Origin of the sequence: Lentzea sp. NPDC020367, from assembly GCF_044387305.1 — a bacterium.
GTDB lineage: Bacteria > Actinomycetota > Actinomycetes > Mycobacteriales > Pseudonocardiaceae > Lentzea.
In genome coordinates this window covers 20,814-46,935 of record NZ_JBIRVV010000010.1, presented here as the reverse complement: position 1 = coordinate 46,935, position 26,122 = coordinate 20,814, and the positions used below count along the sequence as shown (strand labels likewise).

The following is a 26,122-nucleotide window of genomic DNA, read 5'->3' as shown; positions in this document are numbered from 1 at the left end:
CCGGTGAACTCGCTCTCGCCGGAACACCAGTCGAGTCCGAAGTTGCCGGCCGCGCCCAGGCGCACGGCGACCAACGCGGTGCCGGCATCGCTGAACAGGCCCGCCCTTGTCTGAGCTTTGCCGCGGACAGGAGCAGAGACGGTACGGGTCAAGACCTCGGGCTGAGGCCGTCGAGGTAGATGACGACCTGACGGAGTGCGGTGGTCTTCCAGTTCGCGATGTGGGGCAGGGGCTGGGTGATCATGGCGCCGAAGATGACGATGTCGGCCGATGTCGCGTCTGAGCGGATCGTGCCGTCGCGTTCACCCCGCTTCAGAATGGACGTCAGCGTGCGGCGGATGTCCGCGCGCAGGGCGAGGGCTTCCTCGTCCGGCAGTGCGGGGCCGCCGTGCATCGGCAGGACGAGTTCTGTTCCGTGTTCGATGCTCTGGTGCAGGAACGACCTGACGCACTCGATGCCCGGCCCGTCGTGGGACGCGGCACGCTCGGCGGCGGCGACCACGAGCCGCAATGAGCGGTGGGTCAGTGCGTTGAGGAGAGCCTCGCGCGAGGGGTAGTGGCGGTAGACGGTGCCCACGCCGACTCCCGCGTCCGCCGCGATGGTCGCCATCGGGACGGCGGTGCCCTCCCGGCGCACAGCGACAGCGGCTGCCGCCAGCACACGATCGCGGTTGTCCAACGCGTCCCGTCGTGGTTCCCGGCGCCTGGCGGGTACGTCCGATTGCTGCTGTTCCTCCCTCATGGCGTCACATCATCGCAGGTGTACGTCGTCTCACCTTTGACACTTCCATATCCGGACGATATCGTCCGGATATGGAAGTGGTCCATTTAGGAGCAAATGAATGAATGCAGTGCGGTTTCACGAGTTCGGCGATCCGAGTGTCCTGCGCTACGAGGACGTCGAGCGGCCGGTGCCCGCAGCAGGGCAGGTGCTGGTCGAGGTCGCGGCCATGTCCTTCAACGCGGTGGACGCCGGTATCCGGGCGGGCTACCTGCGCGAGGTCTTCCCGGTCGCGCTGCCGCACACACCGGGCATCGACGTCGCGGCGGCGGAGTTCGTGGTGGCGTCCGCCGACGCGCTGGTGAATGCCCCGGCCTCGCTTCCGCTGGCCTGGAGCGCGCGGCCGTTCCGGCCGTGGCGCTCACCGCGTGGCAGGCGCTGTTCGAGCACGCGGACCTGAATTCGGGCAGCGCGTGCTGATCAACGGAGCGAGTGGCGGGGTCGGCGGGTTCGCGGTCCAGTTCGCTTCCCAGGCCGGCGTACGTCGTGGCCACGGCGAGCGCCCCCGGCACCCACTCGGTCAAGGCACACGGTGCCGACGAGGTGGTGGACCAGGTCTCGACCGCGTCACCCGCGACCCCCATGAGGCTCGTGGTGTCCGCGCAGGGCATGGGACTGCACCCTGACGCGGAGGCGCTGCTGCGGATCGTCGATGGCATCGACGCGGGCAGGCTGAACGTGGAGGTCTGCGCGACGTATCCGCTGTCGCGGACCGCCGAAGCACGAGCTCAGCGTCAACGGCGGGTTGCATGGCAAGACGCTGCTGCTTCCCGGCAGCTGATCTCCTTTCACATCAGAAGAAAGTCGAAGCGAGGAACGACATGGCGACCTGTCCGCGGCGCTGGGCAGCTGGCCCGTGGTACCTCGGGCCATCATCCACACAGGACTTGGCCGCGATGCCTCCTCGACCGTTCATTCCCTCAGGCCACAAGCCGCGAAAGGAAACGACATGTCCGAGGAACAACGCACGATGCTCGACGCGGTACTGCGCTCCAGCGAGTTCGACATCGGTGGCGATCTGGCGTTGCAGCGCAAGGTCTTCGCCGACATGGTGGCCACGCACCCGCTTCCCGACGACGTAGCGGTCGGGCGTTCGACGATCTCGGGCGTACCGGTCCTCGACATCCGCCCTCCCGGTGCCGAAACCGGCAAGACCGTGTTCTACCTGCACGGCGGCGCTTACACCATCGGATCCGCCGCCGACGGAGCCAGCCTCGCCGCCGACGTCGCCGGCCGCACCGGCTACCACGCGCTCTCCGTCGACTACCGCCTCGCGCCGGAGCACCCCTTTCCCGCCGCCGTCGACGACGCTCTCGCCGTCTACCGAGCGCTGATCGAGAGCGGCAAGTCCTCAGAGGACATCAGTGTGGTCGGCGAGTCCGCCGGCGGTGGGCTCGCGGTGGCGACCATCCTCGCTGCTCGCGACACGGGGCTTCCCCTGCCTGCTTCGGTGACCGTGTTCTCACCGTTCACCGACCTCACCTTCAGCGGACAGTCACTGACCGGGAAGGCGGCTGTCGACCCCGCTCTCACCGGGGCGGGCCTGAAGATCCGCGCGGCCGAGTACATCGCGGGCGCAGACGCGCGCTCGCCGCTGGCCAGTCCGGTGTTCGCCGACCTGACCGGGTTCCCGCCATTGCTCATCCAGGTGGGTGGCAACGAGATCCTGCTGGACGACGCCACCAGGCTCGCCGCCCGCGCGGCCGAGAACGGTGTAGCGGTCACCCTGCAGGTCTACCCCGGTGTTCCCCACGTCTTCCAGGGCTTCGCCGCGATGCTCGACGAGGGTGCTCTCGCTCTCGATCGCGCGGCCGACTTCATCAACCAGGCCTGGGTCTGAGGGAGACGCAATGAGCATGCTTTACCTGGCACAGCCTGAACAACAGCAGGTGCTCGAGTGGCTGGACGGCGGCACGCTGACGATGCTGCTGGACGGCAAGGCCACCAACGGGCAGTTGATGATGGGTCGCTTCCACGTCCAGAAGGGCGAGGCTCCGCCGTACCACAAACACCTGTACGAAGACGAGATCTTCATGCTCGTGAAGGGCACAGCCCTCGTCTGGCACGACGACCAGGAGTACGAGCTCAACGAGGGCGGCGTGGTCTTCCTGCCGCGCAACGTGGCTCACAGCTACCGCGTCACGTCAGACGAGGCCGATCTGCTGGTCATCAACACTCCTGCGGGTATCGAGGGCATGTTCCGGGAGACCGGGCGGGACACGAGAGACCCCCGCCCCGACGGTTTCCAGGTGAAGCCGAACCCGGAGGTCGCGGAACGCTACGGAAACGTGGTCATCGGTCCACCCAGATGACCGTTCCACGCCCAGAAGTCCACAAAGGAGCTGCAGTGAAGATTCTTGCGACCGGCGCCACCGGGCAGTACGCGAGACTGGTGGTGCCCGCGCTCGTGGAGCGCGGCTTGGAAGTGCGCGCGGTGGTCCACGATCCCGCCAAGGCGGACATCCCGATCGCCCACGGTGCCAAGGAGACCGTCCAGGCCGACCTCGACGATCCCGCCAGCCTGGACAACGCCCTCAAGGGAGTCGACGGCGTCTTCGTCATCACGCCCGCCTTCCACCCGCGCGAGACCGAGCTGGGGCTGAACATGGTCGAGGCGGCGAAGCGGGCGGAGGTGTCGAAGATCGTCTACAACGGCGTCTACCACCCGTCGCTGCAGCTGCCCAACCACGCCACCACCCGACCCGTCGAGCACGCGCTGTACTCCTCGAACCTCGACTTCACCGTGCTGCAGCCCGCGATGTACGTGCAGGCCCTGGCCGACATCTACCAGCAGGCACTCGAATCCGGTGAAGTGGTGTTGCCGTGGTCGATGCACTCGCTGTTCACCTACGTCGACTATCGCGATGTCGCGGAGGTCGCGGCGATCGCCTTCGTCAGCGACCTGCTGTCCTTCGGCACGTTCGAGCTGGCCGCGGGAGGCATGATCGACCGGTCGGAGATCGCCCGGCTCATGACCAAGGCGGCCGGCCGCGAGCTCGTCGCCGCCGACCTTCCGTCCTCTGTGGACGCAGCTGCGGGTGGGCCGGAAGGACTGGCCACGATGTTCGCCCAGTACGACGAACACGGCTTCCACGGCGGCAACTCGATCGTGCTGCGGAGCATCCTGGGCAGGGAACCGCGTTCGGTGGCGGACTTCATCGCCGAGCTCGGCGAGTCCAGGAAGTCCGGATGATCAATGCGTGCCATCTGGTCACTCGCGAGGACCGACTGCGCATCGTTCGACTCGGCGACGAACAGAACAACGACCCTCAGTTCGTCGCCGACATGTTCGGCATCGATCGCTCCTTCGCGCACCAGCTGCTGCGCGACTATCGCACGGCCGGACCGGACAGTCGTTGTTTCGCGCGAAGTCCGGGCCGGTCGCCTGCGATCTCGGAGCAGCAACTCGGTGATCTCCACCTGCTTCTGAGGAACCAGGCCCCGCGCAAGTTCGGGTTCGGCCCGATGCTGTGGATGGTCGCTGGTGTTCGAACGGTTTTCATGGCGCCGACCTTGCCGGTGCGAGGTGGGGATCCCGCCCCGGTCGTGTCGCGGTTCTGTCGCGAACGTCCTGCGACGTGACTGCGACACGACGTCGACCGGATGTGGATCTCGATGCCGCACAGTCGGCGTCATGACCGGACTTCAGCCCGCCAGGCCCGCACCGGCGACCTGGCGCGGCACCCATGTGTCCTCATTGGATGGACTGCGCGGCGTCGCGGTGCTCGGTGTCCTGCTGTTCCACGCGGACCTGCTCCCCGGCGGATTCCTGGGCGTGGACCTGTTCTTCGCGCTGTCCGGCTACCTGATCACCGACCTGCTGCTGCGCGAGGTGACGGCGACGGGAACCGTGTCGCTCACCGCGTTCTGGGGCCGGCGGATCCGCCGGCTCTTCCCAGCGCTGGCAACGGTTCTGGTCGTGGTGGCCGTCGTGGTGTGGGCGGTCGCACCGGATGACGTCGTGCGCACGACGCTCGACGACGGACCGTGGGTGCAGGCCAACCTGCAGAACTGGCATCTGCTGGCAGAGTCGGCGAGCTACTGGGACCGGTTCGGCGGCGGTCGAGTGTTCGAGCACCTGTGGAGCATCGCCGTCGAAGAGCAGTTCTACCTGCTGTGGCCGGTCGTCGTCCTGTCGCTCGCGCGGCGGTCGCGACACCCTGGTCGTCAGGTGGCGATGACCGCGGCATTGGTCTCGCTCGCTTCTCTGGTGTTGATGATCGCGTTGTTCGACGCGGCCGATCCCACCCGCGTGTACACGGGCACGGACACGAGGGCGTTCTCGCTGTTGCTGGGCGCGGTGGTGGCCACACGTCCGGTGCGGGAGGCGCTGGGCAGGGCGGTAGGACGCTGGGCCGGTGGAGTGCTGGTGGCACTGGTGGCCGCGATCGGTGTGCTCTGGGGCCTGGCGGACGGCACGGGTTCGTCGTGGCTGTACACCGGCGGCCTGTTCGCGCACTCGCTGGTGTCCGCGCTGTTGATCGGCCTGGGTGCGCGTACACCCGAGGCCCTGGTGACTCGGGCGTTGTCGTGGCGGCCGTTGCGGTGGTTCGGGGAGATCTCCTACTGCCTCTACCTCTGGCACTGGCCGGTGTTCGTGGTGCTGACGGCGACGAGCGGCTGGGCGTGGACCGCGCTCGCCTTCAGCGTGTCGATCATCCTCGCGGCGTTGACGAGGTACCTGGTCGAGGATCCGATCCGGTTTCGTGCGGGCTGGGCCGCGGGACGTCGCGGACTGGTCGTGTTCGTGGTGGTCATGGCCGGACTGGCGCTGCTGTGGGTGGTGCTGCCCTCTCCGCAGGCGCCCGCGATCGACATCAGCCGCCTGGGGTGATCAAGGGGCAGGTTCGCTCCACTTCGGACTCCGGTGCGAGCTGCGTGAAACCGACCTGCACCTTCATCGAGCGCGCACCTCCGCTCTGCACATGCACACCCAGCGCCGTGCACACGATCTGGTCGATGCCCACCGGTGTCACGTCCTGTGCGGTCAGCGGTAGCCGCACGCGGATGACGTCCGGGGTAGTGGTGACGACCACCCGCGTGACCGGGGTGGCGGCGATCTCCGTGCGCAGATTCGAGTCGCCGGGGCCGGTGAGCAGCAGACCGAGCGCTTCGGAGATCGAGCCGAGGCGGGAGGTCTGACGCAGCTGTGGCTCGACCTGGCCACGCGCGTTCACCAGGTACAGCGTCACCCCGGGAGCGACACCGGTCGGCGGTTCGCCGCCATCGGCGACACCAGACGGCCTCACGCCGCATCCCACGAGCAGCAGCACCGTCGCGAACCAGACCCGCCTCACTCCCGCTCCTCTCTCGGCAGCCGCACCACGAACCTCGCGCCGCCACCAGACCTGTTGGCCACGCTGATATCACCGCCGTGCAGCCGTGCGTTCTCCAACGCGATCGCCAGCCCCAACCCGCTGCCCGGCGTGCGCGTGCGCGCCGCATCGGCTTTGTAGAACCTGTCGAACACGTGTGGCAGCACAGCATCCGGCAGGCCCGGCCCGCGGTCGGTCACCTCGATCACCACCTGCTCGTTCACCTCCGACACCTCGACGCGCACGGGCGGGGCACCGTGCCGCAGGGCGTTGCCGACCAGGTTGGCCACCACGACGTCGAGCCTGCGCCGATCCAGGCGTGCGGGGAGCTCGGCGGGGGTTTCCAGCTCCACCTGGCCGAGCCAGCGCCGCGCCCGCAAGCAGTCCCGCACCGCGGCGGTGACATCCAGGTCCTCCCTGCGCGGTTCGACGGTGCCGGCGTCGAACCGCGACACCTCCATCAGGTCCTCGACCAGCCGCACCAGCCGTTTCGTCTCGACGATCGCAAGTTCGGCGGACTCCCTGGCGTCCGCCTCCATCCCGTCCGCGGACATCGCCAGCACCTCCACCACCGCGGTCAGGGTGCTCAGCGGCGTGCGCAGCTCGTGCGACACGTCGGCCGCGAACCTGCGTGCGTCGGCCTGCATGCGCTGCATCGTCGCCATCGTCGTCTGCACGGACTCCGCCATCTCGTTGACGGTCACGGTGAGATCAGCGAGCTCGTCCACCCCCTGCGGCTGAGAGCGCGCTCCCATGTCTCCCGACGCGAGACGGCGGGCGGTATCGCGCAGTTCCCGCACCGGACGCAGCACGCTCCCGGCAGCCAGCAGGGCCAACACCACCGCTAGTGGCAACGCCAGCGCGGCGGTGAGCACCGCGGTCCTGGTCATGCCGCCGATCTCCTGATCCACGGAGGCGAGGTCGCGCGCCGTGTAGACCTCGATCCCCGACGGCGTGCGCGTCCCGTCCGGGGCTGTGATCACGACCGGTGTGCCCACGAGCAGCCAGGACGTCCCCTCCGCGGTGATCCGCTGTGTGACGAGCCGGTTCTGAATTCGCACGGCGGCGCGCAGTTCCGGGGTGAACCGGTCAGGTCCGTCCGCCGATGCCAGGACCTGATACGTCACTGCGGTGTTCGGGCCGACCGCCGCGCGCAGCCGTTCCAGCGCCTCCTGGTCCGGCGGGTAGGTGAGGCCCGGCGCCACCGCGGTGATCTGACCGGTGATGCTCGCGGTGAGCCGCTGCTCGGCCGACGTGACGAGCGCGGCGCTCGCCGAGCCCGCGCTCGACCACGCCGCCGCTCCGGCACCGAACGCCGTCACCAGCACGAACGCGACCAGCAGCCGGGAACGCAGTCCCCGCGGCCACCAGCGCACCCTCACACCGGCCCTAACCGGTAGCCGAACCCGCGGACGGTCTGCACGTAGCGCGGCGCGGCGGGGTCCGTCTCGATCTTCGCGCGCAACCGCTGGACGCAGTTGTCGACGAGCCGGGAGTCCCCGAGGTAGTCGTGCTCCCACACCTCCCGCAGCAACTGCTCGCGGCTGAACACCCGCCCCGGCGCACGCGACACGGTCAACAGGAACCGCATCTCGGTCGCCGTCAACGACACCGGCCTGCCGCTCACTGTCACTGTGAGCCCCGTGGTGTCGATGCGCAGCTCGTCGTGCACCCGCACGTCGCCGGAAGCGACCGCGTTACGACGCAGCACCGCCCTGATCCGCGCGTCGAGGACAGTGGGCTGGGCCGGTTTCACCACGTAGTCGTCCGCGCCCGCCGCCAGCCCGCCGACGACGTCGAAGTCGTCACCTCGCGCCGTGAGCATGATGACCGGGACGTCGCCGCCCGCCCGAATCTGCCTGCACACCTCGAAACCGTCGATGCCGGGCAACATCAGGTCGAGCACCACCAGGTCCGGTGTCGACGATCGGAACTCCCGGAGCCCTTCCTCGCCGGTGGACGCGGTCCGCACGCCGTGACCCAGCCGGTTCAACGCGAGCTCCATGCCCCGTCTCACCAGCGGATCGTCCTCGATGAGCAGAATCGACGCCACCCGTCCAGTATGGACAACCATGCCGCGGCCCGCAGGCGACGAGCAACGCCTTGCGACACAACCGCGACACAGCGGCGGAGGCACCGCGACGCGGCGCCTGCACGGTAGAGCCCATGACCAAGTCACGACTCGCCGTTCTCGGCCTGACCTCTCTTCTCCTGACCGCGACGGCCTGCGCGGCCGGCACGGACGCGACGACGGTTCCGGCCGGGCCGAAGCTCTCCAAGGTCCTCTTCGTGGGCGACTCCATCGCGGTGGGTGAGGCGTTGCCGCTGAGCGCCGCGTTCAAGGCCGGCGGTGTCGGCTTCCAGTCCATCGCGGCCGAAGGCGGCGGCAACGTCGTCGGACCGGCTGCGGAGGAGAACTGGCCCGCGATCTCCGCCCAGGTGACCTCGGCGAAGGCCGATGTGGTGATCTACCAGCTCACCACCTACGACTGGGGCACCGAGCAGGAACAGCGCACCGGCTACCAGAACCTGCTCGACGTGACGACCCGCGCGGGTTCGAAGCTCGTCTTCGTCACCGCGCCGCCGATCCGGCCCGACGACTTCTACCTGCCGCACATGGCGGACCTCGACCGCACACCGGCCGTCGCCCGCGCGGTTGCACAAACCGCACCGGACAACGTCACCGTCCTGGACGCGAGCTCTGTGTGGGGCACCACCTATCAGCAGACCAGGGACGGCAAGGCCGACCGCAGCGCCGACGGCATCCACACCTGTCCGCAGGGGGCTGCGCGCTTCACGAACTGGCTGCTCGGCGAGCTCGCGAAGCAACCGGGCGGCTTCACCCCGGCTGACCCCGGTTCGTGGGCCAACACCGGGTGGTCCGCCGACAGGCACTTCCAGGGTTGCTGATCGGGCTCGACGAGGGCGACCTCGCTTGGGCCAGGTCGTCTTGGAACTGCGCCGGCTGATTCCACAGGTCCGCGAAACGGGTGACGTCGCCGAGTCCGGCGTCGTTCAGGCTCCGCACGCAGCTGCGGAGATCTGCTCGACCGACAGGCGCCGGCTTCAACCTGGTCGGACACCGTGTGGTCGGCGCTCGACACCGCCCACCCGTGAGAACCACTGCCGAACAAGGACATCGTGAACACCCTGAACGGTTTGCCTGCTCAGATACTCTCGTGCACGCCGTCGTGGTTCCGCTCCCACCAACGGCCCTGTTGCCCTTGCTCAGCGCGTTCTGGCCTGCCGTCCGGCACAGGCTCGCCGGTGCGAGCGGGATCCTGTCCGCCCCGATCGTGATCGTTCCGATCACAACAGAGGCGGGGGAGTGGCTCGAACACTGCGTCTGCCGTGCCGCCGGCACGGCGGACAGGGCTCGTTCACGACCCAGCACCGTCGTCACACGTTCTCTCCGACCGACTTTGGCCGCGGCGACCGTGGTGGTGGCGGGCTGCGACACCTGTCGGATCGGAGACCCGGGCGACCAGGCCAGATGGCAGGCCAAGCTCAGCACCACGCCTGCTCTCACAGCCGGGCGTTGACGGAACAGGTGGGTTCGAGCTCATCGAGATGAGCCACCCGTGCGTGAACAGGTGTTCCGGGTGGTTCAAGATGCCCGCTGCAGAGCGCACTGACCTGGTGGACGCGTTTCTCCCGCTACGCTGACTGATTGGTGCGATCGGTCAGGCTTCTTCCTCCGTGAACCCTTCGACACTGCTCGATCACGACGGCGAGCCTGTCCTACGTGGTGAGTGCTTCGCGCAACTTGTCGAGTGCTGTTGTCCACGCGCTGGCGGGAGGGACTCGCGTACCCGATCACGAGTCCGCCTCGCGCCTGCTCGACTTCCGGGTGCCGGAACGTCTTGAGCCGTTCAAGCGCCAGGCCGATCTCACTTCCTTTGTGGACCGCGGCGCGCTCGTCGTCGGGGGAGAGCTCGAGCAGTACGTGCAGGCCCGTCGGGATGCCGGACATTCGCACGTCCGTGGTGGCGGCCACTGTCTCGGCGAGCTGCTCCCGCCTGGCTCGGTAGCGCCCTCGCATGAGTCGCACGTGCTTGTCGTAGATGCCGGCGTCGAGGAACTCCGCAAGGGTCCGCTGCTCGATCACCCCACACGGCCAGGTGCGCCCCTTGTGTTTCCTGGCGCTCTGTCAGGAACGATGGGGCGGATGTAGGAAATGGTCATCGGACACCACCTGGAAGTGGCGCCGAAACACAAAACAGGTGCTCAAGCGTACTTGAGCACCTGCCACGTAGACGTGGCACACATGCCACATTTTCGTGTCCGAGGACGACCTTGCTCGCTAAACACACGCCTTATCCAGGCGGAGGGTGCTCGTCGCCTGTCCCAGCTGTGCCATGAGCGTTGGCGGCTGGGACAGGTGATGGGACGGCCACAACTCGGCAGTTACTTGCACAGACAGCGAGACGCGGAGTGGGACGGGGCGACAGAGCCCGTCCCATTCTCGTGCTCGTGGCCTCAGGGCTGGGGCTTCGAGCGTCTGTGTCATGGGACGGGACGCGTCACACGTCGACCTGCTGGAGCGCCGTGTTGAGCGGTGTCGGCAAGCCTGGAGCTAAGTGGTCGTGAGCTCAAATCTGGAACGAGGCCCATCTTTCGACACGCGCTGCGTGAGTACGAGCGGCACTACAACGAGCACCGAACCCACCGATCACTCGCCGCCGCAGCACCCTTGCGGGCCCGGCACCAGCCCCTTGGACCTGACCGGATCGAACGCCTTGCGGTTCTCCGACGCGACCGTCTCGGTGGAGTCCTCCACGAGTATCGGCATGCCGCTTGACCTGTGCGGACGTAATTTTCGGCACGCACAACGTCCATGACGGAGAAAACACACGGCGCGTTCGCGGCTACTTGACAGCGGACATCCGAGCTGCGATTGCCGAGTCGGTATGAGAGACACGGCGCCCTGGTGACCTGTCCCATGGGACGAGTGGCGGGTCGGTTCTGCTCCGGTGCGATTCATGCACTGAGTCGGCGGTGCGGGTCGCGGCGAACCCGTCCCGGGACGGGTGGTGTGAACTGCAGAAACAAGCTTGTTCGACGATGTTCTCGTAGCGGCCGAGAAGTGATCCCGCCTTACCTTTGTGTCCGAGGGGGACTTGAACCCCCTCGTGTAGCAAGCACATCGGACATTCCCGCCACAGCAGGTTTAAACAGGCCATTCCCGGCATGTTCGGCCAGCGACGAAATTCGGGGGGTGGCAATCGCCTTTTCGTGAAACCAAAAGGCGAACATTCACGTTTCCGCCCTTTGGTCGGCGATTGACGGCGAGGTGCGCATGCGTGTACTCCGCGTGCGAATGCGGGCGCTGGCATGCGCCTTTCGGGGTAGTTCGCGTCGTCGTCCTGGCCTTTCGGGCGGAAAGGGTTGAGTCGACGCTTCCGCGTGATCATGCGGGTCGTCTTTCGGGATCGGGGAGGTACTGGAGAGGGAACGGGTGCGGACACGATTGAAGGTGATGGTGACCACGGAAAACGGGTCGATCGAGTCTCGCAACCGGTCACCGGCTTCGGTCGTTGGCGCAATTGCATGAATGTGCGGGTTCGTTCGCCCGGCTGCTTCCCGTTCGGGTCGTGACCGCGACGTCGGATGTTCCCGTGAAAAGAGAGGTGGCGTGATGTTCACTCAGGACGCGTCCATTGCCGTGGTGGGGGGCCGATTCGACAGTGGTGGCCCCAAGCGATCGATGCTCTCGCGGGCGCTCGCGATTCTCTGCGTTTTCGGTCCGGCGGACGCCACTCTCACCCTGACCGAGCTTTCCCAGCGCGCCGGTCTTTCCAAACCGACGGCGCACCGGCTGGTCGCCGAACTGGTGCAGTGGGGCCTGCTGGAGCGCAGTGGCCGCGACCTGCGGCTCGGTGCCCGGTGCTCGGTGCTCGGTTCCCGGGTCGTCCGGCACCGCGTGCTGCGCGACGCCGCGGTACCGCTGCTGGTCAGGACGAGCGGGCTCACCGGTGGGTCCGCCCACCTGTTCATCCGCGAGGGCAGAGGGGTGGTGCAACTCGACCGGTTCGGTGAGCAGGGCGCGGGCGATGCGGCGCCGGGGGAGGAGCGGAGCCGGGAACGGATCGCTGCCCACGCCGCGATGTCCGCGGTCTCTGCGTTCGACCACTCGGCAAGTACGGCTGGCGTGACCGCGCAGCGCGACGCCGATTGGATCCGTCGCATCAGGACGATCAGGTCTCTGGGCTACGCGGCCGTCGAACACGGACAGGAGCCCGGACGGGTGCTGGCCGTCGCGTGTCCCGTGCTGATCCCCGGCGCGGGCGCGGTCGCCGCTCTCGCCGTCGCCGGTACCGCACCGGGGTGCGAGGTCGGCCGGGTCGCCCCCGTGCTCCTCGCCTCCGCCGGTTCGCTCGGCCGCTCGCTCAGCGAGACCGCCGACCTCGAATGGGCGAGCTGATGTCCGTCACGGCGGCGTGGGGACCGTTGAGCTTCCGGTTCGACAGCCCGGACGAGACCGAGCTCGCGTGGGTCGACGCGCATCTGCACGTGAGCACGCTCTCATCGTCCCTGCTCCGGCGATTCGCCGGTGTCCGGTCGGTCCGTGACGACGAGCAGCTCGGTTTCCTGGCCGCGCGGCCCTCCGAGCGCAGGCCGGTGCGCATCCGGGACACCTGGTACCGCGATGTCGACGGTGGCCGTGCCTGGGTCACCGAACAGAGCGGGGACCTGCCCGCACACGCGTTCGTCCGGCACGCCCACGATCGCTGGTCGGTCGTCACGGCCGGAGGACGGCGGACGCCACGACTCCCCGAGATCCTCCTCCGCGCGCTGATCGTCGACGAGCTGGTGCGCGCCGGCGGCGTGACACTGCACGCCGCCGCGGCGACGAACCCTTCCGGCACAACGGTGTTCTGCGGAGACGGCGGCGCGGGCAAGTCGACCCTCGCGGTGTGGTTCGCCAGGTCCGGCGGACAGCTGATCGCCGGTGACCGGACCGTGGTGCTGCCGGCTGGTACCGCGGTCGGAGCGGCGATCGCGCCCCGGTTCGGGTGGGGCACCGTGGCCGCACTGGGCGCCACCGGCAGGGTCAGGACCGCCCGGCTCGTCCGGCCGGACGCTGTGCGCGCGGACAAGGTCGTGCTCACCCAGCGGGAGATCGGCGACCTCATCGGTGTCGGCACGGCCGACGCGGCCGAGGTCGACACCTTCGTGCACGTGGTCAGGGAACCGGGTCCGCCCGTCGTCGAGCGGGTCTCACCGCGGGAGGCTCCCGCTCTCCTGCTGCGGCACCGGGTGCCCGCGGACGCGGGCTGGACCGCCGAGCGGGACGAGGCCGCGCACGCGCTCGCTCTGCTCGCCGCCACCCGTCCGGTGCTCCGGCTCCGCTGGGACCCGCGCACCCACGCCGCCACGGACGCGCTTGCACGTCTGGGGGAGGCGAGATGACGGTGTTCGCCGTCGTGGCGGCCGGGCTGTCCGCGGCGCTCGCGCCGGTGGCCGCGGTCGTGTTCGCGGCTCACCAGGCCTGGGTTTGCTGTGTGCTGGCACTGATCTGCGGTCCCGTCCTGGCGGAGTGGCGCGACACTCGCGCGCGGCTGCTGGGCAGGAGCGTCAACCGCACCGCCCGGCGGCGGCTGCTGACCGAGATGCGGCGGATCGCGGTCAGGGGAGTGCGGATCGAGCCGGACGGGCCGCTGCGGCACGCCGTGCACGCGGCGGCCGGGGTCGCCATCCGCTCGGAACCGAAACCCGGCAGCGCCTGGCCCGTCCTGGCCGTCGCGTTCTCGGAGGGCGCGGTGGTGCTGGCGCTCGTCACGCTGACGGTCTCGGGAGCCGTCGCTGCGGTCGCCGTGCTCGTGCTCTGCGTGGTCGCGGCCTGGCCGATCCCGGTGGCCCGTGACGCCGCGAGCTGGTGGGCGGCAACGCGTTTCGACGCACGGCGGCGGGGAACGGTGGTGCTGCTCACCGCCGGCTGCGCCGTGCTCGTGGTGTCGGCGGGTTCGTCGGCGTGGGACCTCCTCGCAGCCGTACTGGCCGCCAGGTCGGCGTTCGCGGTCGCGACCTCGAACCTGTCCGGAGTCGCCCTCGCCGTAGCCGCCCGTCGCCAGATCCGTGACGTGGCGGCGTTGGCGTCCCAGTCCCGCACCTCGGATCCGCGGGCGCTCGTCGTTCCGCGTGACCAGCCCCGGCTCGGATTCGCCACCGTCGGGGAGAACGTGCTGCCGGCCTGTGCGCCGGACGACGTGGCGCGGCGCGTGCCGATCACCGTCGAGCTGTGCGGGCTTGAGGACGTGGTCACCGCACTGGACCACGGGTGGAACACGGTGCTGTCGGCGGAGTTCCACGGCGGATGCGATGTCGGCCGACGCGTCTGGGACCGCGTGCTCGCCGCCAGGGTCAGCGCGCGGATCGAGCTGGGGACGCGACGAGTGCTGCTGGCCGCCGAGCCCGTGGGTCTTCTCGCGGCCGTGCTGGAGGAATGGCGGCGACGAGAGGACGTGCGGGTCGAATGGCCGCGATGATCGTGGACGCGCTGAGGCTGACGGCGGGAGCGGCCACCGGTCTCGCCGCGTTCTGGGCGTTGTCGGGCGGTGGCGTGCTCGCCCTCACGCTCTTCGTCCTGTGCGTCGCCTGCCTGGCGACCGCGCCGCGCCGGACGCCGGGCGGGCTGGTGGCGGACCGGTTGCTGCGGCTGGCGGCGGCGGGGTTCGTGGGTGTCGTGTTCGTTCCCGCCTTCCTGCCGTTGCTGCTGATCGTTCGCTCCCGCCCAGAGCCACCTCTCTCCCCGGCTGGGGCCGACGCGTCCCGTGCCGTGCGCAGGATCGTCCGCGCGGCCACCGAACCGGAGGTGGCCGACCCCGGACTGACCGCGTTTCTCCTGCACCGGCACGAGACGCTGTCCGGAGTCATCGCCGCCGACGGCGCCGTTCAGATGAGAACGGTGTTGCTCCGCCGCCTGCTTCAGCACGGTCCCCAGGCGCTCACGTTGCTCGCGGTGGCCGTTCTCTGCCGGTTCGGCACCCCGCTGCCGGAAGCCGGGGTGGTGGCGCTGGTGCTCACCGCGGTGACGGCTCCGCGTTCCCAGGCCTGACGAAGTGCAGCAGCAGCACCCTGCGGTCGACGGGAGTGCGGTCCGCCACCGGGGCGACCGCGTGCCACGAGTTCTCCGACGGGCACAGCACGACCGAGTCACCCGCGCCGGGCAGCACCTCGGTCCGCACGTCCGTCACGTCGTCGGAACCCAGGACGAGGAGCTGGCCGCGGTACTCCTGGCACCAGTCGCTGTTGAAGTACCAGGTCTGCGTGACGACCTTGTCGGCCCGGTCGGTGTGCGGGTCGATCCACGCTCCCGCCGGGTAGCGGACGGCCCGGATCTCGAGCTCGCACCCGGTCACGTCCCGTCCGGTCAGCGCGGTCACCGCGGCGCGGTACTCCGGTGACCGCAGGTCGTCCAGCAGCGCCCTCCACAACGGCGTCAGCAGGCTCGCCGCCCGTTCGTCCAGCCTGCCCGCGGTGACCAGGGGCAGGTTGTGGGTCCGGTAGCCCTTCGCACCGGGCGTGCCGCTCGGCCGCTCGGTCACGACGAAGCCCTCGCTCGGGAACTGCTCCTCGATCGCCGCCGCCGTGACGGGGTCGAACGTGTCGCGGATCAGGCACCAGCCGAACGGTTCTTCGGCGAGCACGCCATCGCGCACGGCGGTCCAGTCGATCAGGGGCGTTCCGGTGGTGTGGGTCATGGTCCCTCCTCCTCGAACGGGATGTGTGGTCACGCGGCGATGCGTTCGGACGTCTCGATGTGCGCGCCCAGCCTCGTCAGCTTCTCCGGCAGGCCTTCGTAACCGCGGCCGATGTGCTCGACACCGTGCACGCGGTGCCGCCCGCCGGTGACCAGCGCGCCGAGGACGACGGTCGCGACCGCGCGCAGGTCACCAGCGCGGAGGTCCTCTCCACTCGGGCGCAGCGTGCTCGGGCGCACCTCGAGCGCGTGGCCACGCACGGTCAGGTCGGCGCCCAGCTTGCCGAGACCGTCGGCGTAGCCGAACCTGTTGTGCCACACGGCATCCGTCAGCACCGACGGTCCTGTGGCACGCGAGAGCATGAGGGCGAACAGCGGTTGTGCGTCGCTGTAGGCGAGGTGTGAGGCGGCGACGATCCGCGCGGGCCGGATCTCGTGAGCGCCCTCGACGTCCAGCAGGTCGCCGTCCCAGCGCAGCGGAACCCCCATCTCCGCGAGGTGGCCCAGTTCCGGTGCCAGCCCTTCGCGCACCAGCTCCGGCCGGTCCAGTCGCAGTCGCACGGCCCGGCGGGCCGCCACGGCGATCGCGACGAACGTGACGAGTTCCATGAGGTCGGACGGGAGATGCGCCGCGGCGGCGCCGATCGGGCCGCCCGCGCCCTCCACGACGATCAGGTCCCGCTCGACGTGCGCGCCGAGAATCCTGGCCAGCTCGACGGTGTCCGGCTTCGGGTACGGGTTGCGCAGCACCGTCGTGCCCCTGGCCGCGGCGGCCAGCAACAGCGCCGTCTTGCTCGCTCCGGAGTAGTGCGGCCCGGTCAGCGTGCCGCTGACCGGCTCGACCTCCGCGAAGTCGGCCAGGTCGATCTCGGTGCCGCGCAGCCCACTGGCGGGCGCGGTCGCCGTGACCGCGTCACCGTCCACTTCGCACACCGCGCCGAAGCGGCTCATCACCTCGGCCAGGTGGGCGATCGGACGCTTGCCGCTGCCGCCGCCGATCTGGCAGCCGCCGTGCGCCCCCGACTCGGCACGCCCGGTCGCCGCGAGCAGCGCGGGCAGCAGGTAGGTGCCGCCGTGGACCTGGGTGGACCACCTGGAGTCGATCCGGTGCCGCGTCAGCGATCGCGCGTCGACCGTCATCGACCGGGTCGTGGTGTCCAGGACGACCTCCGCGCCCGCGTCGCGCAACATCGCCGCGAGCATGTGGGAGTCCCTGATGTCGGGCACGTTGGTGACCGACCACGGCCGGTCGGACATCGCCGCCGCCGCCAGCACCGGGGCGAGCAGGTGCTTGAAGCCACCGAGCCGGATCGGCCCGCACTCGCCTAGGAGGTCCCCCGTGACGTCCCAGTGCATCACGTCACCTGCAGGAGCAGTTGGGCGACCGCGTTCGTCGCGTAACAGCCGGACGGCAGGAAGAACGACAGCCCGGCCCGCCACCGGCGGGGGAACAGCTCGTCCCGCGCCGCCGAGGTGACCGTCACCTCCGTCTGGACGACCGTGCGGCGGCGGGACACCGTGTGCCGCATCGCTTCGCCGGTCCAGCGGTACTTGTCGTAGCAGGCCGACCGCTGCTCGCCGGCCAGCGCGAGGACCGCGCCGGGGCTCGTGGGGAGCAGGAAGTCGATGCCTTCCTTGGTCGTCGGCACGGCCTGGTCACCTGCGGTCGTGGCGACCAACTCCGCCACACGGCTGTTCCAGGCGAACGAGGAGTGCGCGCACAGGTAGAAGGACACGACCCGCTGGTCGAGTCCGGCGAAGAACGACTCACCGTCGCCCTCGTGCCTCAGCGCCTTCTCGCCCTCCGCCGAGCCGGACGCACGGACCAGCTCCAACGCGGTGTCGTGGTCGCCCGCGAGCAGCGCGCCGCCGATCAGGTGCGTCTGCTTCGGTCCGCCGGGGACGCCGAAGCGCTGGGTGTCGAAGTAGTTCACGAAGAACAGGTCGATCGTGCGCTCGTCGCGCAGCCGGGTCGCGAGATCCTCGCCGAGGTCGCGCAGGGTCAGCGCGAACACGTTGCCCACCAGCTCGCCGATCTCGACGGCGCGGTCACCGCGGCCGGCCGGGGACACCGTGACCCACCGCGATCCGTCCTGAGTGGACTCGTTGAACGCCGCGAGCGCCTGCGGGGTCGTGGTGCCGTCGAGGGAGATCGTCTGCTCGGTGACTCCGTCCTCGTCCTTGAGTCCCGCCGCGGAGATCGCCGATCGCGGCACGCCGAACCCGGCGGCCACGCGTTCGATCGCCTCGAAGGTGGTGAACCCCCGCTTGCGCAGCCGGAGGTACTCGTACCTGCCCCCGTCACCGGAGCCGGGAGAGGGCAGTGCGGCTTCGCTCACGACGAAGTCCTCTGGCACGGCCTTGAGCACTGCGGAATGCATCGGGTTCTCCTTCTGGCTGGGAAACCGGCGAAGTCCATGACCGGGGTATCACTGCGCAGCGGTCTTCCTGGGCCTCCGATGGACGCCGGTCAGGAATGGGTGGCATCGCGCTTCACTCCGTCCGAAGTGGACTCCGCCGGGTTCGCCTCGACCGTACGGACCCGTGCCGGCCTCTGTCGCGCCGCATTCCGCACCGCGAAACCGGGCGCCGAATCTTTCCGTGGTGAGAAACCGCGGCCCATCGGCGCGTCGCAACGGCCGACGATGACGGCGAAACCTCGGTAGGAGTGAGCGAAGGAGTGGGCATGCTCAGGGTTCTCGTCGTGTGGCCGCCGCACGTGCCCAGCTATTTCAACGCAGGCCACCACACGCCGTTGTTCGGCGTGGCCGGCTATCTGCGCCGGATGCCGGAGGTCGAGCACGTCGACACGTGCGAGGCGGGCGTGCTCAACATGAACTGGAAGGCCGTCGGCGACCTGCTGTACCAGGGCCGCTACGACGTGATCGCGGTGATGAACGACTTCGACGCCGTCGACGGGCTGGACCGCTTCGTGATGTACGCCCGCGAGCTGGCGCCCGCCGCGAAGCTGATCACCTTCGGCAGGTTGAGCAGCATGAACCCGGGCTACTTCGCCAACTACGACCTGGATGCCATCGTGCGGTCCGGCGACTACGAGGCGGGCGTCGCCCACTTCGTGCGCGCGGTCGCCGCCGGCGGGCCCACCGGGGCGCTGCCCGGCACGGCGGTCAGGACCGGCGGAGAGTGGCAGGTGCCGACGGTCGCCGGGGACGCGCTGCAGCCCGACGACTGGGCGCTGCCCGACATCAGCGAGATCCCCTACGAGGCCTACGACCGGCTCTACGCGCGCGACGACCACAAGTTCTGCGGCATCCCCTTCCGGCGCGAACTGGTCGTCACCGCGGCACGGGGCTGCCCGATCGGCTGCTCGTTCTGCGAGGTCCCGCAGATCTTCGGCCTTCGTGAACGCCGGCTGTCCGTGGACCAGGTCGTCGAGTACATCGGCCGCAGCTTCGCCGTCGCGCCGTTCGAGTACGTCGCGTTCTACGCGCCCACCTTCACGCTCGACCGGAAGTGGACCGAGGAACTGTGCAGGCGGTTCATCGCGGGCCCGGTCTCGCCGAAGTGGAAGTGCGCCACGACCGTCCGCCACCTCAGCGCCGACCTCGTCAGGTTGATGGGGGAGTCCGGGTGCGTGCGCATCTCGGTGGGCCTGGAGACGCTGGAGTCCGACGGTCACGGCAGCCTGCCGCGCGTCAAGCGCACCGAGGAGGAACGCTTCCGGGAGCTGTCCGAGTGGTGCGTGGCGGCGGGGATCGAGCTCAACGCGTTCGTCATCGTCGGGTTGCCCGGCACCACACCGGAAGGCATCCGCCGCACGGTGGAGGTCGCCCGTGAGGTCGGCGCCCGCGTGCGTCCGACGATGTACGCGCCGTTCCACGACCTGCACCCGGCGATGACCCCGCTCGAGATCAGCCGGTACAACCGTCAGCTCATCGCCGCGGCCGGGGATCCCGCGGAGAGGGCCGAGCTGTACTCGTTCCTCTTCGGCCGCGAGGACCGGCTGACCGCGGTGCACGAGAACGTTCCGCGCAAGCGGGAGGTGGCACAGCGATGACCGGCCGGCTCGCCGCGACGTCCTTCCCCGTCGTGCCGGGAGCGCGCGGCCTGCGCCGTCCGCCGCGACCGGACACGCCGGGCCTGGTCAACCTGAAGAGCTGCGAGCTCCAGCATCCCGTCGCTGACGGCCTGGTGCGCGACGCGGTGCGGGACCTGCGGACCGGGCTCGTGCGGAGCTACCCGCAGCAGCGGGACCTGCTCGCGGCGCTCGCGGCCTACCACGGCGTCGACGAGCCGGCACTCGTGCTGACCGCGGGATCGGACCTCGCGATCGGCCTGCTGGTGGACGCGTTCGCCGTGGCGGCGGGCGGACTGATCCTGCCGGAGCCGTCGTTCGAGGCGTGGCGGTACTACGCGACGTTGCGCGGTGTGCCGGTGGCCGCCGTTCCTCAGCTCACCGGGCCGCCGCACGCGCTGGACTGCGCGCCGTTGCTCGCGGCGATGCGGTCGAGCCCACCCCGCGTCGTCGCGGTGACCAACCCGGCCAGCCCCAGCGGTCTGCTGTTGTCCCGGCACGAGATAGTGGAACTGGCCGAGGCGGCGGAGGCCCACGGCCATCTCCTCGTGGTCGACGAGTGCTACGGCGCCTACACCTCGACGACCCACGTCGATCTGCTGGGCAGGTTCCGCCGGCTCGTCGTCGTCCGGTCCTACTCGAAGTCCTTCGCGCTGGCGGGGGCGCGCATCGCCGCCGTGTTCGCGCACGAGTCGATCGCGGCGCAGCTCGGTGCCTTCCACCCCGCCGGACCCGTGTCCGGGCCCGCCATCGGACTGCTGCGCGGACTGCTGGACCGGGCGCACGAGTTCGCCCGCGTCTGGCGCGACGTGGCGGCGATCAGGGACGAGTTCGCCGCCCGCGTCCTGCGCACTCATCCGGCGTGGACCGCGCTACGGCCCGGCGGCAACTTCGTCACCCTGGCGACGGGCTCGCCCGACGCACCGGCGCGGGTTGCGGAGTTCCTGCGTGCCAGGGGTTTCCGGATCCGCGCCCTGGACGGGCTACCCGGTCTCACCGGATGCCTGCGGGTGTCGATGACCGACGCCGCGACCATGAGTCTGGTCGCGGCGACCCTCGCCGAGGTGGACGACGATGGCCATCCCCGCTGACGTCCCGGTACCCCGCCGCATCGCGGTCCTGGGCAGTCCCGGCAGCGGCAAGTCGGCCTTCTGCCACCGACTCGCCGCCGCGGGCCCGCCGCTCTTCCACCTCGACGACCTGTACTGGTGGCCAGGCTGGCGCCGGACGCCGGAGCCGCGGTGGCGAGCACTCGTCCAGCGGCTCGCGGCACAGCCCGAGTGGATCATCGACGGCAACTACGCGCCGACGGCGGGCTTCCGGCTGGAGCGGGCGGACCTGGTGGTGCTGCTCGACTACCACCCGCTGCTGTGCGCGTGGCGCGTGCTGCGTCGCAGCGTGCGCCTGCGGCGGGGAAGCGCGGAGGAGTACCTGCCGCGGCGCCTGCGTGCCACCGCCGACCCGTACGTGCGCGACCTGAAGGCGTTGCTGGGCAAGGTGCTCGCGTTCCGCCGGAAGGACCTGGCCGCGATGCGGCCCGTCCTGCGGGCGGCGGCCGGGCGGGTGGTGGTGTGCCGGACCCCGGCGCGGGCCGAACGGGTGCTGGCCGAGCTGACGTCCGCGATCAGCGCGTCGCCGCAGCCGGGCGCCACGGCCGGACCAGGCCTGGTGCCCTGCGACTGCGTCGCGCGACCACCGAAACGATGAGGGGAAGAACCATGTCCGCACCGCCGTCCACGAGGTCGGTGTTCGCGTTGTCCTGCCTGACGGCACGAATCGACGTCCACACCGACCTGCCGGAGATCCAGCTGATGGCCACGAGCGCCCTCAGCCCCAACGTGACGGTCCACGACACGTCGCTGGACGCACAGGTGCGCGTCCACGTCACCCGGCAGCCGGGGCTGGGGCTGCCCGCCAGGGACTCGCTGGCGAGGCTGCCCCAGATGTGGATCCACGGCGACGGACCCCGGTTCGTCGTGCTGGAGAAGGACCCGGACCGCACCGTGCTGGTCCGCGACAGCGAGCCGGACTCGGAACCGATGCTGGTCTCGACCCGGCCGGGCAGCGGCGACATCCACCTGACCATCGACGGCGAGCTCGGCGCTCCGACGTTGCGGGCGGTCGTCCGCTTCCTGCGCTTCGTGGTCGGGGCGCAGCTCGTCGGTGCCGGGGTGCCCATGCACCACGGTTCGTCGGTCTCGGTCGACGGCCGTGCCATGCTGCTGATGGGCCGCAAGAACAGCGGGAAGTCCACCCTCTCCTTCCTCGCGAGCACCTTGGCGGGCAACGACTTCGTCAGTGACGACACCGTGGCCACCTGGACCGGCGATGCGGGCGGTCTGGTCACCTCTGGATGGCCGAAGAGGGTCGCGATCAGCGTCTCGGTGCTCGCGGAGCATCCCAGCGGTCCGAGGTTCGCGGCCGCGCCACTGCGCCGGCCGGGCCAGCCGGAGATCCCCCTCTCCGGCCAGGTGACGTCGTGGGCACTCGGCGACCGGCGGCGCATCCACGTGGACATGGACGAGTTCGTGCAGTACGCGGGGATCAACGCGGTGACCGGGGTCCAACCGGCTGCCGTGATCCTGCCGGCGGCGGACTTCCGGCAGAAGGGCTGGCGGATCGAGGACGCCACCGGCGACGGGTGGTGCGACGAGCACGAGATCACCAACGACGCCCTGCGCGACCTCACCGACTACCTCGGCCTGCTTCCGCCCACGAAGGCGCATCGCGACACCAGGGCCTGGGTTCTGGCCGAACTGCGCGGCCTGCCGGTCGTGCGGGTGCGGTACGGGCCGGACGTGAACGCCGACTTCCCGGCGTTCTGGGCCGAGGTGACCCGTGCCGCCGGTCTGCCGGGAGGCCCGAGGTGACCGGCGTGACGGAGGTGGGCGGGGTGAACTTCCGCGTCGTCGCCGCCGGGGGAGCACCGGGGGGACGGCTGCTGCGCTCCGGTGACAGCACGGCGTTCACCGCCGCCCATGCCGAGAACCTGTTGGCGGAGCTGGGTTTGCGCACGGTGGTCGACCTGCGTTCCCCCGCCGAGATCGACCGCTACGGCCCGCCGCTCGCGTTGGTCGGCGCCGGGGTGAGGTGGCTTTCCCTGCCGCTGGACGGGTATCCGCGTGAGGCGGTTTCCGCGCGCAGGCCCGGTGTCGGCGACCGTGTCGAGTACCTGCGGGCGATCCTCACGTCCTCGGCGCCCGGCCGGTGGGCCGCGCTGGTCGCGGGGCTCGCGGAGGTGGCGGCCGAGCCGTTCCTGCTCACCTGCCACTTCGGCAAGGACAGGACCGGGGTCGCGGTGATGCTCGCGCTCGCGCTCGCGGACGCGTCCGAAGAGGACATCGCGGCCGACTACGCGGCCGGTGCCGCCGATCTCGCCGCGAACGTGGACCGCTTCCAGGACAAGTGGATCCGGCGCGGGCACAGCCGTGAGGACTACCTGAGCAGGATGCGCACCAGCCCCGAGACCGCGATCGAGTGGCTGAGCTGGGTGCGGCGGACCTACGGCGGCGCGGAGGCCGCGCTGGTCGCCGCGGGTGCCGCGCCAGCGGACGTCGCACGCCTTCGCGCGGTGCTGTCGTGACCGCGCCGGAGATCGTGAGTCCGGCGCCGCGTGACGTCTGGCAGTCCATTGTGGACCACGATGTCGCCGGAACGCCGGTGTCGCAGAGCCCGCAGTGGCGCGACGCGGTCTGCGGCGCCTGGCGAGGCAGGGACGTGAGCCGCCTCTACCGGTGGGACGACGGCACCAGCCTGGTCGTGCCGCTGGTGCGGGGGAGGCTGCGTCCCGCTGCGATGGCGGAGCAGTCGTCCTGGCCGCTCGGCTGGGGGATCGGAGGTGCGCTGTCCTACGGCGAACTGTGCGAGGACAAGGCCGACGCGGTCGTCCGCGACCTGATGGCGCAGCCGGTGCGGTCCACCTACCTGCGCCCTGACCCCCGTGACGACGCGGTCTGGCGCGCGGTGCTGCCGCCGGCCGCCGTCGCGAACCCCCGCATGACGCAGGTCCTGGACCTGTCCGGCGGCTTCGGGCACGTGTGGAAGCACCGCTACACCTCGGCCCGGCGCAACGACGTCCGCCGGGCGGAACGCGCGGGACTGGACGTCGAGGTGGACGACACCGGCCGGTTCCTGCCGCTGTTCGAGCGGTTCTACCGGCAGGCGGTCGACCGCTGGGCGCGGCGCGACGGGGTGCCGCTGGTCAGGGCGAGGTGGCAGGCGAGGCGCAGGAACCCGCCGCGCAAGTTCGCCGCGGTCGTCCGCCACCTCGGCCCGGCGTGCCGGTTGTGGGTCGCGAGCCTGCGCGGAGAGCCGGTGGCCGTGACGATGATGCTGCACCAGGGCACGCACGTCACCTACTGGCAGAGCGCGATGGACAAGGAGATCGCCGCGCGCTCGTGCGCCGTTCCCTATCTGGTGTCCCTCGCGATCGAACAAGCCTGTGCGGAGGGCGGGGCCTGGTTCAGCTTCGGCGACACCCATCCCGGCACGTCCGTCACGCGGTTCAAGACCGGGTTCGGCCCCACCGAACACCACAGCGCGGGGTACTGGATTCCCGGCGCCGGGAGGAGCGGCAGGAGATGAAGGACAGGCACTGGAGGACCGAGTACCGGGTCGGGCCGTTCGTGGTCTGGGCGACCTCGCTCGACTCCGAGGAACGCCGCCGCGGCGCCGCCTCGGCCGAACCCGCGGACGTGGGGCTGTACCTCGACGAACGCTGGTACGGCCACGCCGACGCGAGGAACCGCTGGTTCGTGCCGTGGGAACAACTGCGCGCACCGGACGACGTCGACGTCCTGGTCGAGCGGCTCGCGGACGTGGTGCTCGCTCTGCGTGGCGGTGCCACCGTCGAGGTCGCGTGCTTCGCCGGGCACGGCCGGACCGGGAGCGTGCTCGCGTCACTCGACATCGCGCTGGGCGCCGAACCGGCAGCCGCCGTCGCGCGCGTTCGCGAGCAGTACTGCGGGCGGGCGATCGGCACCGAGGAGCTGGAGGAGTTCGTCCACCGCGTTCCCGCACTGCTGGCGGCCAGGGGGCCGCAGTCCACGTCCGATGTGATCGAAGGAGTGTCATGACCGCCGACCTGGTCCGTTTCACCTCCGCCGCCCGGCGCGAGGACCCGTTCCCCTGGTACCACGTCACGGAGACGCTGGCGCCGGAGTGGGCGGAGCTGCTGCTGAAGACCTTCCCCGAGGACGGTTTCACCAAAGTGGGCCGCGCCGGGGGCGAGAAGTCGTACACGATGCGGGTGCGCGGGCTGCATCCCGCCGCGGCCGGCGACCTGCCGCAGCCGTGGGACGAGTTCCTCGGCCACGTCGTCGGGACCGCCTACCGGGAGAACGTCGAGCGGCTCACCGGCCTGTCGCTGGAAGGGCTGCGGATCGAGGTCAACCTGTGGCGCTACGACCGGGAAAGCTGGCTCGACCCCCACGTGGACAAGCAGAACAAGGTCGTCACGCAGGTGTTCTACTTCAACCGGGACTGGCCGTCGGACGGAGGCGGCGACCTGTTGCTGCTCGGCTCCTCCTCGGTCGGTGACGTGCGCGAGCGCGTGGCGCCCGAGCTCGGCAGCAGCGTGATCCTGGTGCGCGGGGAGAACTCGTGGCACGCGGTGGCGAAGGGTGGCCGCGCGGGAGGCGGTGAACGCCTCTCCGCACAGGTCGTCTTTCACCACGACTGATCCGTCACGACAGTCACGGGGTGGACGCCTTCCACGGCGTCCACCCCGTTCGTCGTCCCAGGGCGGTCACGAAGACCGCGCGCTCGTGGTCGCGTTCCCCCACCGTTTCGGGGCAGTGCATGACGTTGTGGCGTTCGTCGGTCGCGAACTCCGTCCGGATGGCGCGCTTGACCGCGCCGGTGCGGCGCAGCGCGTCCTCGCCCAGCACCGCGAGCAACAGCATCGGCCCGCTCACCAGGTACTCGAGGGTGAGCGGGCCGTCTGCTTCGTCGAGCTTGTCCGGGTACCACCGCGCGGCGGTGTCCGTGGTCAGCCAGAGCGTGCCGACCCGCTGGACCTCCAGACCGTCGTCGAGCAGTCGCGAGTGCACGGTGCACGACAGCCCACGGCGCACGCCATCGGGCTTCACCAGGGCGTGGCCGGAGCCGGCGAGACCTGCGGGCCCGCGGAAGAAAGCCGAATAGGACATCCGCCCATTGATCAACCGGAAACCTCGCCGTGTCAAGTCCGGTTTCGAGGTGCGGAATATCGCTCCGGTTTTCTCGGAGATCGCGGAACCGATTGATAGAAATGTCCTGTACGAAAACCGGCCACCCCGCGGAGAGCG

27 protein-coding genes are annotated in these 26,122 nt (G+C 70.1%); 19 read left to right on the top strand and 8 right to left on the bottom strand.

Annotation, left to right across the window (positions count from 1 at the left end; genetic code table 11):
* Window positions 1–148: 148 nt before the first annotated feature.
* Window positions 149–742 carry a helix-turn-helix domain-containing protein gene (locus ACH413_RS33780; protein ID WP_360044742.1) on the bottom strand — a complete coding sequence of 198 codons (594 nt, stop codon included), beginning with the start codon at window positions 740–742 and terminating at the stop codon, window positions 149–151.
* A gap of 100 nt (window positions 743–842) precedes the next feature.
* Here ACH413_RS33780 and ACH413_RS33775 point away from each other — a divergent pair, with 100 nt between their 5' ends.
* The 6 genes from ACH413_RS33775 (at window position 843) to ACH413_RS33750 (ending at window position 5,615) form a co-directional block, all read left to right on the top strand.
* Complete coding sequence (locus ACH413_RS33775; RefSeq protein ID WP_360044740.1) at window positions 843–1,181, top strand: hypothetical protein; 339 nt, start codon at window positions 843–845, stop codon at window positions 1,179–1,181.
* A gap of 549 nt (window positions 1,182–1,730) precedes the next feature.
* Window positions 1,731–2,621 carry an alpha/beta hydrolase gene (locus ACH413_RS33770; RefSeq protein ID WP_360044737.1) on the top strand — a complete coding sequence of 297 codons (891 nt, stop codon included), beginning with the start codon at window positions 1,731–1,733 and terminating at the stop codon, window positions 2,619–2,621.
* Window positions 2,622–2,631: 10 nt separating this feature from the next.
* A complete protein-coding gene (locus tag ACH413_RS33765) occupies window positions 2,632–3,093 on the top strand; it encodes a cupin domain-containing protein (RefSeq protein WP_360044734.1) in 462 nt (153 codons plus the stop codon).
* 35 nt (window positions 3,094–3,128) lie between these two features.
* Window positions 3,129–3,974 carry an NmrA family NAD(P)-binding protein gene (locus ACH413_RS33760; protein WP_360044731.1) on the top strand — a complete coding sequence of 282 codons (846 nt, stop codon included), beginning with the start codon at window positions 3,129–3,131 and terminating at the stop codon, window positions 3,972–3,974.
* On the top strand, window positions 3,971–4,363 hold the full coding sequence (locus ACH413_RS33755) for a helix-turn-helix domain-containing protein (protein WP_360044728.1): 393 nt from the start codon (window positions 3,971–3,973) through the stop codon (window positions 4,361–4,363). The genes ACH413_RS33760 and ACH413_RS33755 overlap by 4 nt, the downstream gene beginning before the upstream one ends.
* Window positions 4,364–4,415: 52 nt before the next feature.
* Window positions 4,416–5,615, top strand: a complete 1,200-nt coding sequence (locus ACH413_RS33750; protein ID WP_360044725.1) for an acyltransferase — start codon at window positions 4,416–4,418, stop codon at window positions 5,613–5,615.
* Here ACH413_RS33750 and ACH413_RS33745 read toward each other — a convergent pair.
* Genes ACH413_RS33745 through ACH413_RS33735 form a run of 3 tightly spaced genes read right to left on the bottom strand, consistent with a single transcriptional unit; the run spans window position 5,599 to window position 8,149 of the window.
* Window positions 5,599–6,078, bottom strand: a complete 480-nt coding sequence (locus ACH413_RS33745) for a hypothetical protein (RefSeq protein WP_360044722.1) — start codon at window positions 6,076–6,078, stop codon at window positions 5,599–5,601. The genes ACH413_RS33750 and ACH413_RS33745 overlap by 17 nt on opposite strands.
* Window positions 6,075–7,472: a HAMP domain-containing sensor histidine kinase gene (locus tag ACH413_RS33740; RefSeq protein WP_360044719.1), complete on the bottom strand. Its 1,398-nt coding sequence runs from the start codon at window positions 7,470–7,472 to the stop codon at window positions 6,075–6,077. The genes ACH413_RS33745 and ACH413_RS33740 overlap by 4 nt, the downstream gene beginning before the upstream one ends.
* 2 nt (window positions 7,473–7,474) lie before the next feature.
* Window positions 7,475–8,149, bottom strand: coding sequence for a response regulator transcription factor (locus tag ACH413_RS33735; RefSeq protein ID WP_360044717.1), 675 nt, complete (start codon window positions 8,147–8,149; stop codon window positions 7,475–7,477).
* 113 nt (window positions 8,150–8,262) lie between these two features.
* On the opposite strand from ACH413_RS33735, the gene ACH413_RS33730 reads away from it, so the two are divergent.
* The 5 genes from ACH413_RS33730 (at window position 8,263) to ACH413_RS33710 (ending at window position 15,154) form a co-directional block, all read left to right on the top strand.
* A complete protein-coding gene (locus tag ACH413_RS33730) occupies window positions 8,263–9,006 on the top strand; it encodes an SGNH/GDSL hydrolase family protein (protein ID WP_360044714.1) in 744 nt (247 codons plus the stop codon).
* Window positions 9,007–11,734: 2,728 nt separating this feature from the next.
* Complete coding sequence (locus ACH413_RS33725) at window positions 11,735–12,520, top strand: helix-turn-helix domain-containing protein (protein ID WP_360044711.1); 786 nt, start codon at window positions 11,735–11,737, stop codon at window positions 12,518–12,520.
* Entirely contained in the window at window positions 12,520–13,509 is a 990-nt protein-coding gene (locus ACH413_RS33720; RefSeq protein ID WP_396425402.1) for a hypothetical protein, read from the top strand. Before ACH413_RS33725 ends, ACH413_RS33720 begins: the two co-directional genes overlap by 1 nt.
* Window positions 13,506–14,585, top strand: coding sequence for a hypothetical protein (locus ACH413_RS33715; protein WP_360044705.1), 1,080 nt, complete (start codon window positions 13,506–13,508; stop codon window positions 14,583–14,585). The genes ACH413_RS33720 and ACH413_RS33715 overlap by 4 nt, the downstream gene beginning before the upstream one ends.
* A complete protein-coding gene (locus ACH413_RS33710; protein WP_360044702.1) occupies window positions 14,573–15,154 on the top strand; it encodes a hypothetical protein in 582 nt (193 codons plus the stop codon). The genes ACH413_RS33715 and ACH413_RS33710 overlap by 13 nt, the downstream gene beginning before the upstream one ends.
* Here ACH413_RS33710 and ACH413_RS33705 read toward each other — a convergent pair.
* From ACH413_RS33705 to truD, 3 genes are read right to left on the bottom strand one after another with little or no spacing between them, the layout of a single operon-like run.
* Window positions 15,120–15,800, bottom strand: coding sequence for a 2OG-Fe(II) oxygenase (locus ACH413_RS33705; RefSeq protein WP_360044699.1), 681 nt, complete (start codon window positions 15,798–15,800; stop codon window positions 15,120–15,122). The genes ACH413_RS33710 and ACH413_RS33705 overlap by 35 nt on opposite strands.
* A gap of 29 nt (window positions 15,801–15,829) precedes the next feature.
* Window positions 15,830–17,155, bottom strand: coding sequence for a hypothetical protein (locus tag ACH413_RS33700; RefSeq protein WP_360044696.1), 1,326 nt, complete (start codon window positions 17,153–17,155; stop codon window positions 15,830–15,832).
* Entirely contained in the window at window positions 17,155–18,180 is a 1,026-nt protein-coding gene (gene truD, locus ACH413_RS33695; protein ID WP_360044693.1) for a tRNA pseudouridine(13) synthase TruD, read from the bottom strand. Before truD ends, ACH413_RS33700 begins: the two co-directional genes overlap by 1 nt.
* 305 nt (window positions 18,181–18,485) lie before the next feature.
* On the opposite strand from truD, the gene ACH413_RS33690 reads away from it, so the two are divergent.
* Genes ACH413_RS33690 through ACH413_RS33655 form a run of 8 tightly spaced genes read left to right on the top strand, consistent with a single transcriptional unit; the run spans window position 18,486 to window position 25,515 of the window.
* Window positions 18,486–19,817 (top strand): radical SAM protein, encoded by a 1,332-nt coding sequence (locus tag ACH413_RS33690; protein WP_360044690.1) that lies wholly within the window; start codon window positions 18,486–18,488, stop codon window positions 19,815–19,817.
* Complete coding sequence (locus ACH413_RS33685) at window positions 19,814–20,926, top strand: aminotransferase class I/II-fold pyridoxal phosphate-dependent enzyme (protein ID WP_360044687.1); 1,113 nt, start codon at window positions 19,814–19,816, stop codon at window positions 20,924–20,926. Before ACH413_RS33690 ends, ACH413_RS33685 begins: the two co-directional genes overlap by 4 nt.
* Window positions 20,910–21,542: a hypothetical protein gene (locus tag ACH413_RS33680; protein WP_360044684.1), complete on the top strand. Its 633-nt coding sequence runs from the start codon at window positions 20,910–20,912 to the stop codon at window positions 21,540–21,542. Before ACH413_RS33685 ends, ACH413_RS33680 begins: the two co-directional genes overlap by 17 nt.
* Window positions 21,543–21,553: 11 nt before the next feature.
* A complete protein-coding gene (locus ACH413_RS33675; RefSeq protein WP_360044681.1) occupies window positions 21,554–22,705 on the top strand; it encodes a hypothetical protein in 1,152 nt (383 codons plus the stop codon).
* A 5-nt stretch (window positions 22,706–22,710) separates the two neighbouring features.
* Entirely contained in the window at window positions 22,711–23,418 is a 708-nt protein-coding gene (locus tag ACH413_RS33670) for a tyrosine-protein phosphatase (protein WP_360044678.1), read from the top strand.
* Window positions 23,415–24,419 carry a GNAT family N-acetyltransferase gene (locus ACH413_RS33665; protein WP_360044675.1) on the top strand — a complete coding sequence of 335 codons (1,005 nt, stop codon included), beginning with the start codon at window positions 23,415–23,417 and terminating at the stop codon, window positions 24,417–24,419. The genes ACH413_RS33670 and ACH413_RS33665 overlap by 4 nt, the downstream gene beginning before the upstream one ends.
* Window positions 24,416–24,910 carry a hypothetical protein gene (locus ACH413_RS33660; RefSeq protein WP_360044672.1) on the top strand — a complete coding sequence of 165 codons (495 nt, stop codon included), beginning with the start codon at window positions 24,416–24,418 and terminating at the stop codon, window positions 24,908–24,910. Before ACH413_RS33665 ends, ACH413_RS33660 begins: the two co-directional genes overlap by 4 nt.
* A complete protein-coding gene (locus ACH413_RS33655; protein ID WP_360044669.1) occupies window positions 24,907–25,515 on the top strand; it encodes a 2OG-Fe(II) oxygenase in 609 nt (202 codons plus the stop codon). Before ACH413_RS33660 ends, ACH413_RS33655 begins: the two co-directional genes overlap by 4 nt.
* A gap of 13 nt (window positions 25,516–25,528) precedes the next feature.
* Here the strand turns inward: ACH413_RS33655 and ACH413_RS33650 are convergent, their stop codons facing one another.
* Window positions 25,529–25,984 (bottom strand): nucleoside-diphosphate kinase, encoded by a 456-nt coding sequence (locus ACH413_RS33650; RefSeq protein WP_360044666.1) that lies wholly within the window; start codon window positions 25,982–25,984, stop codon window positions 25,529–25,531.
* Between the last annotated feature and the right edge of the window lie 138 nt (window positions 25,985–26,122).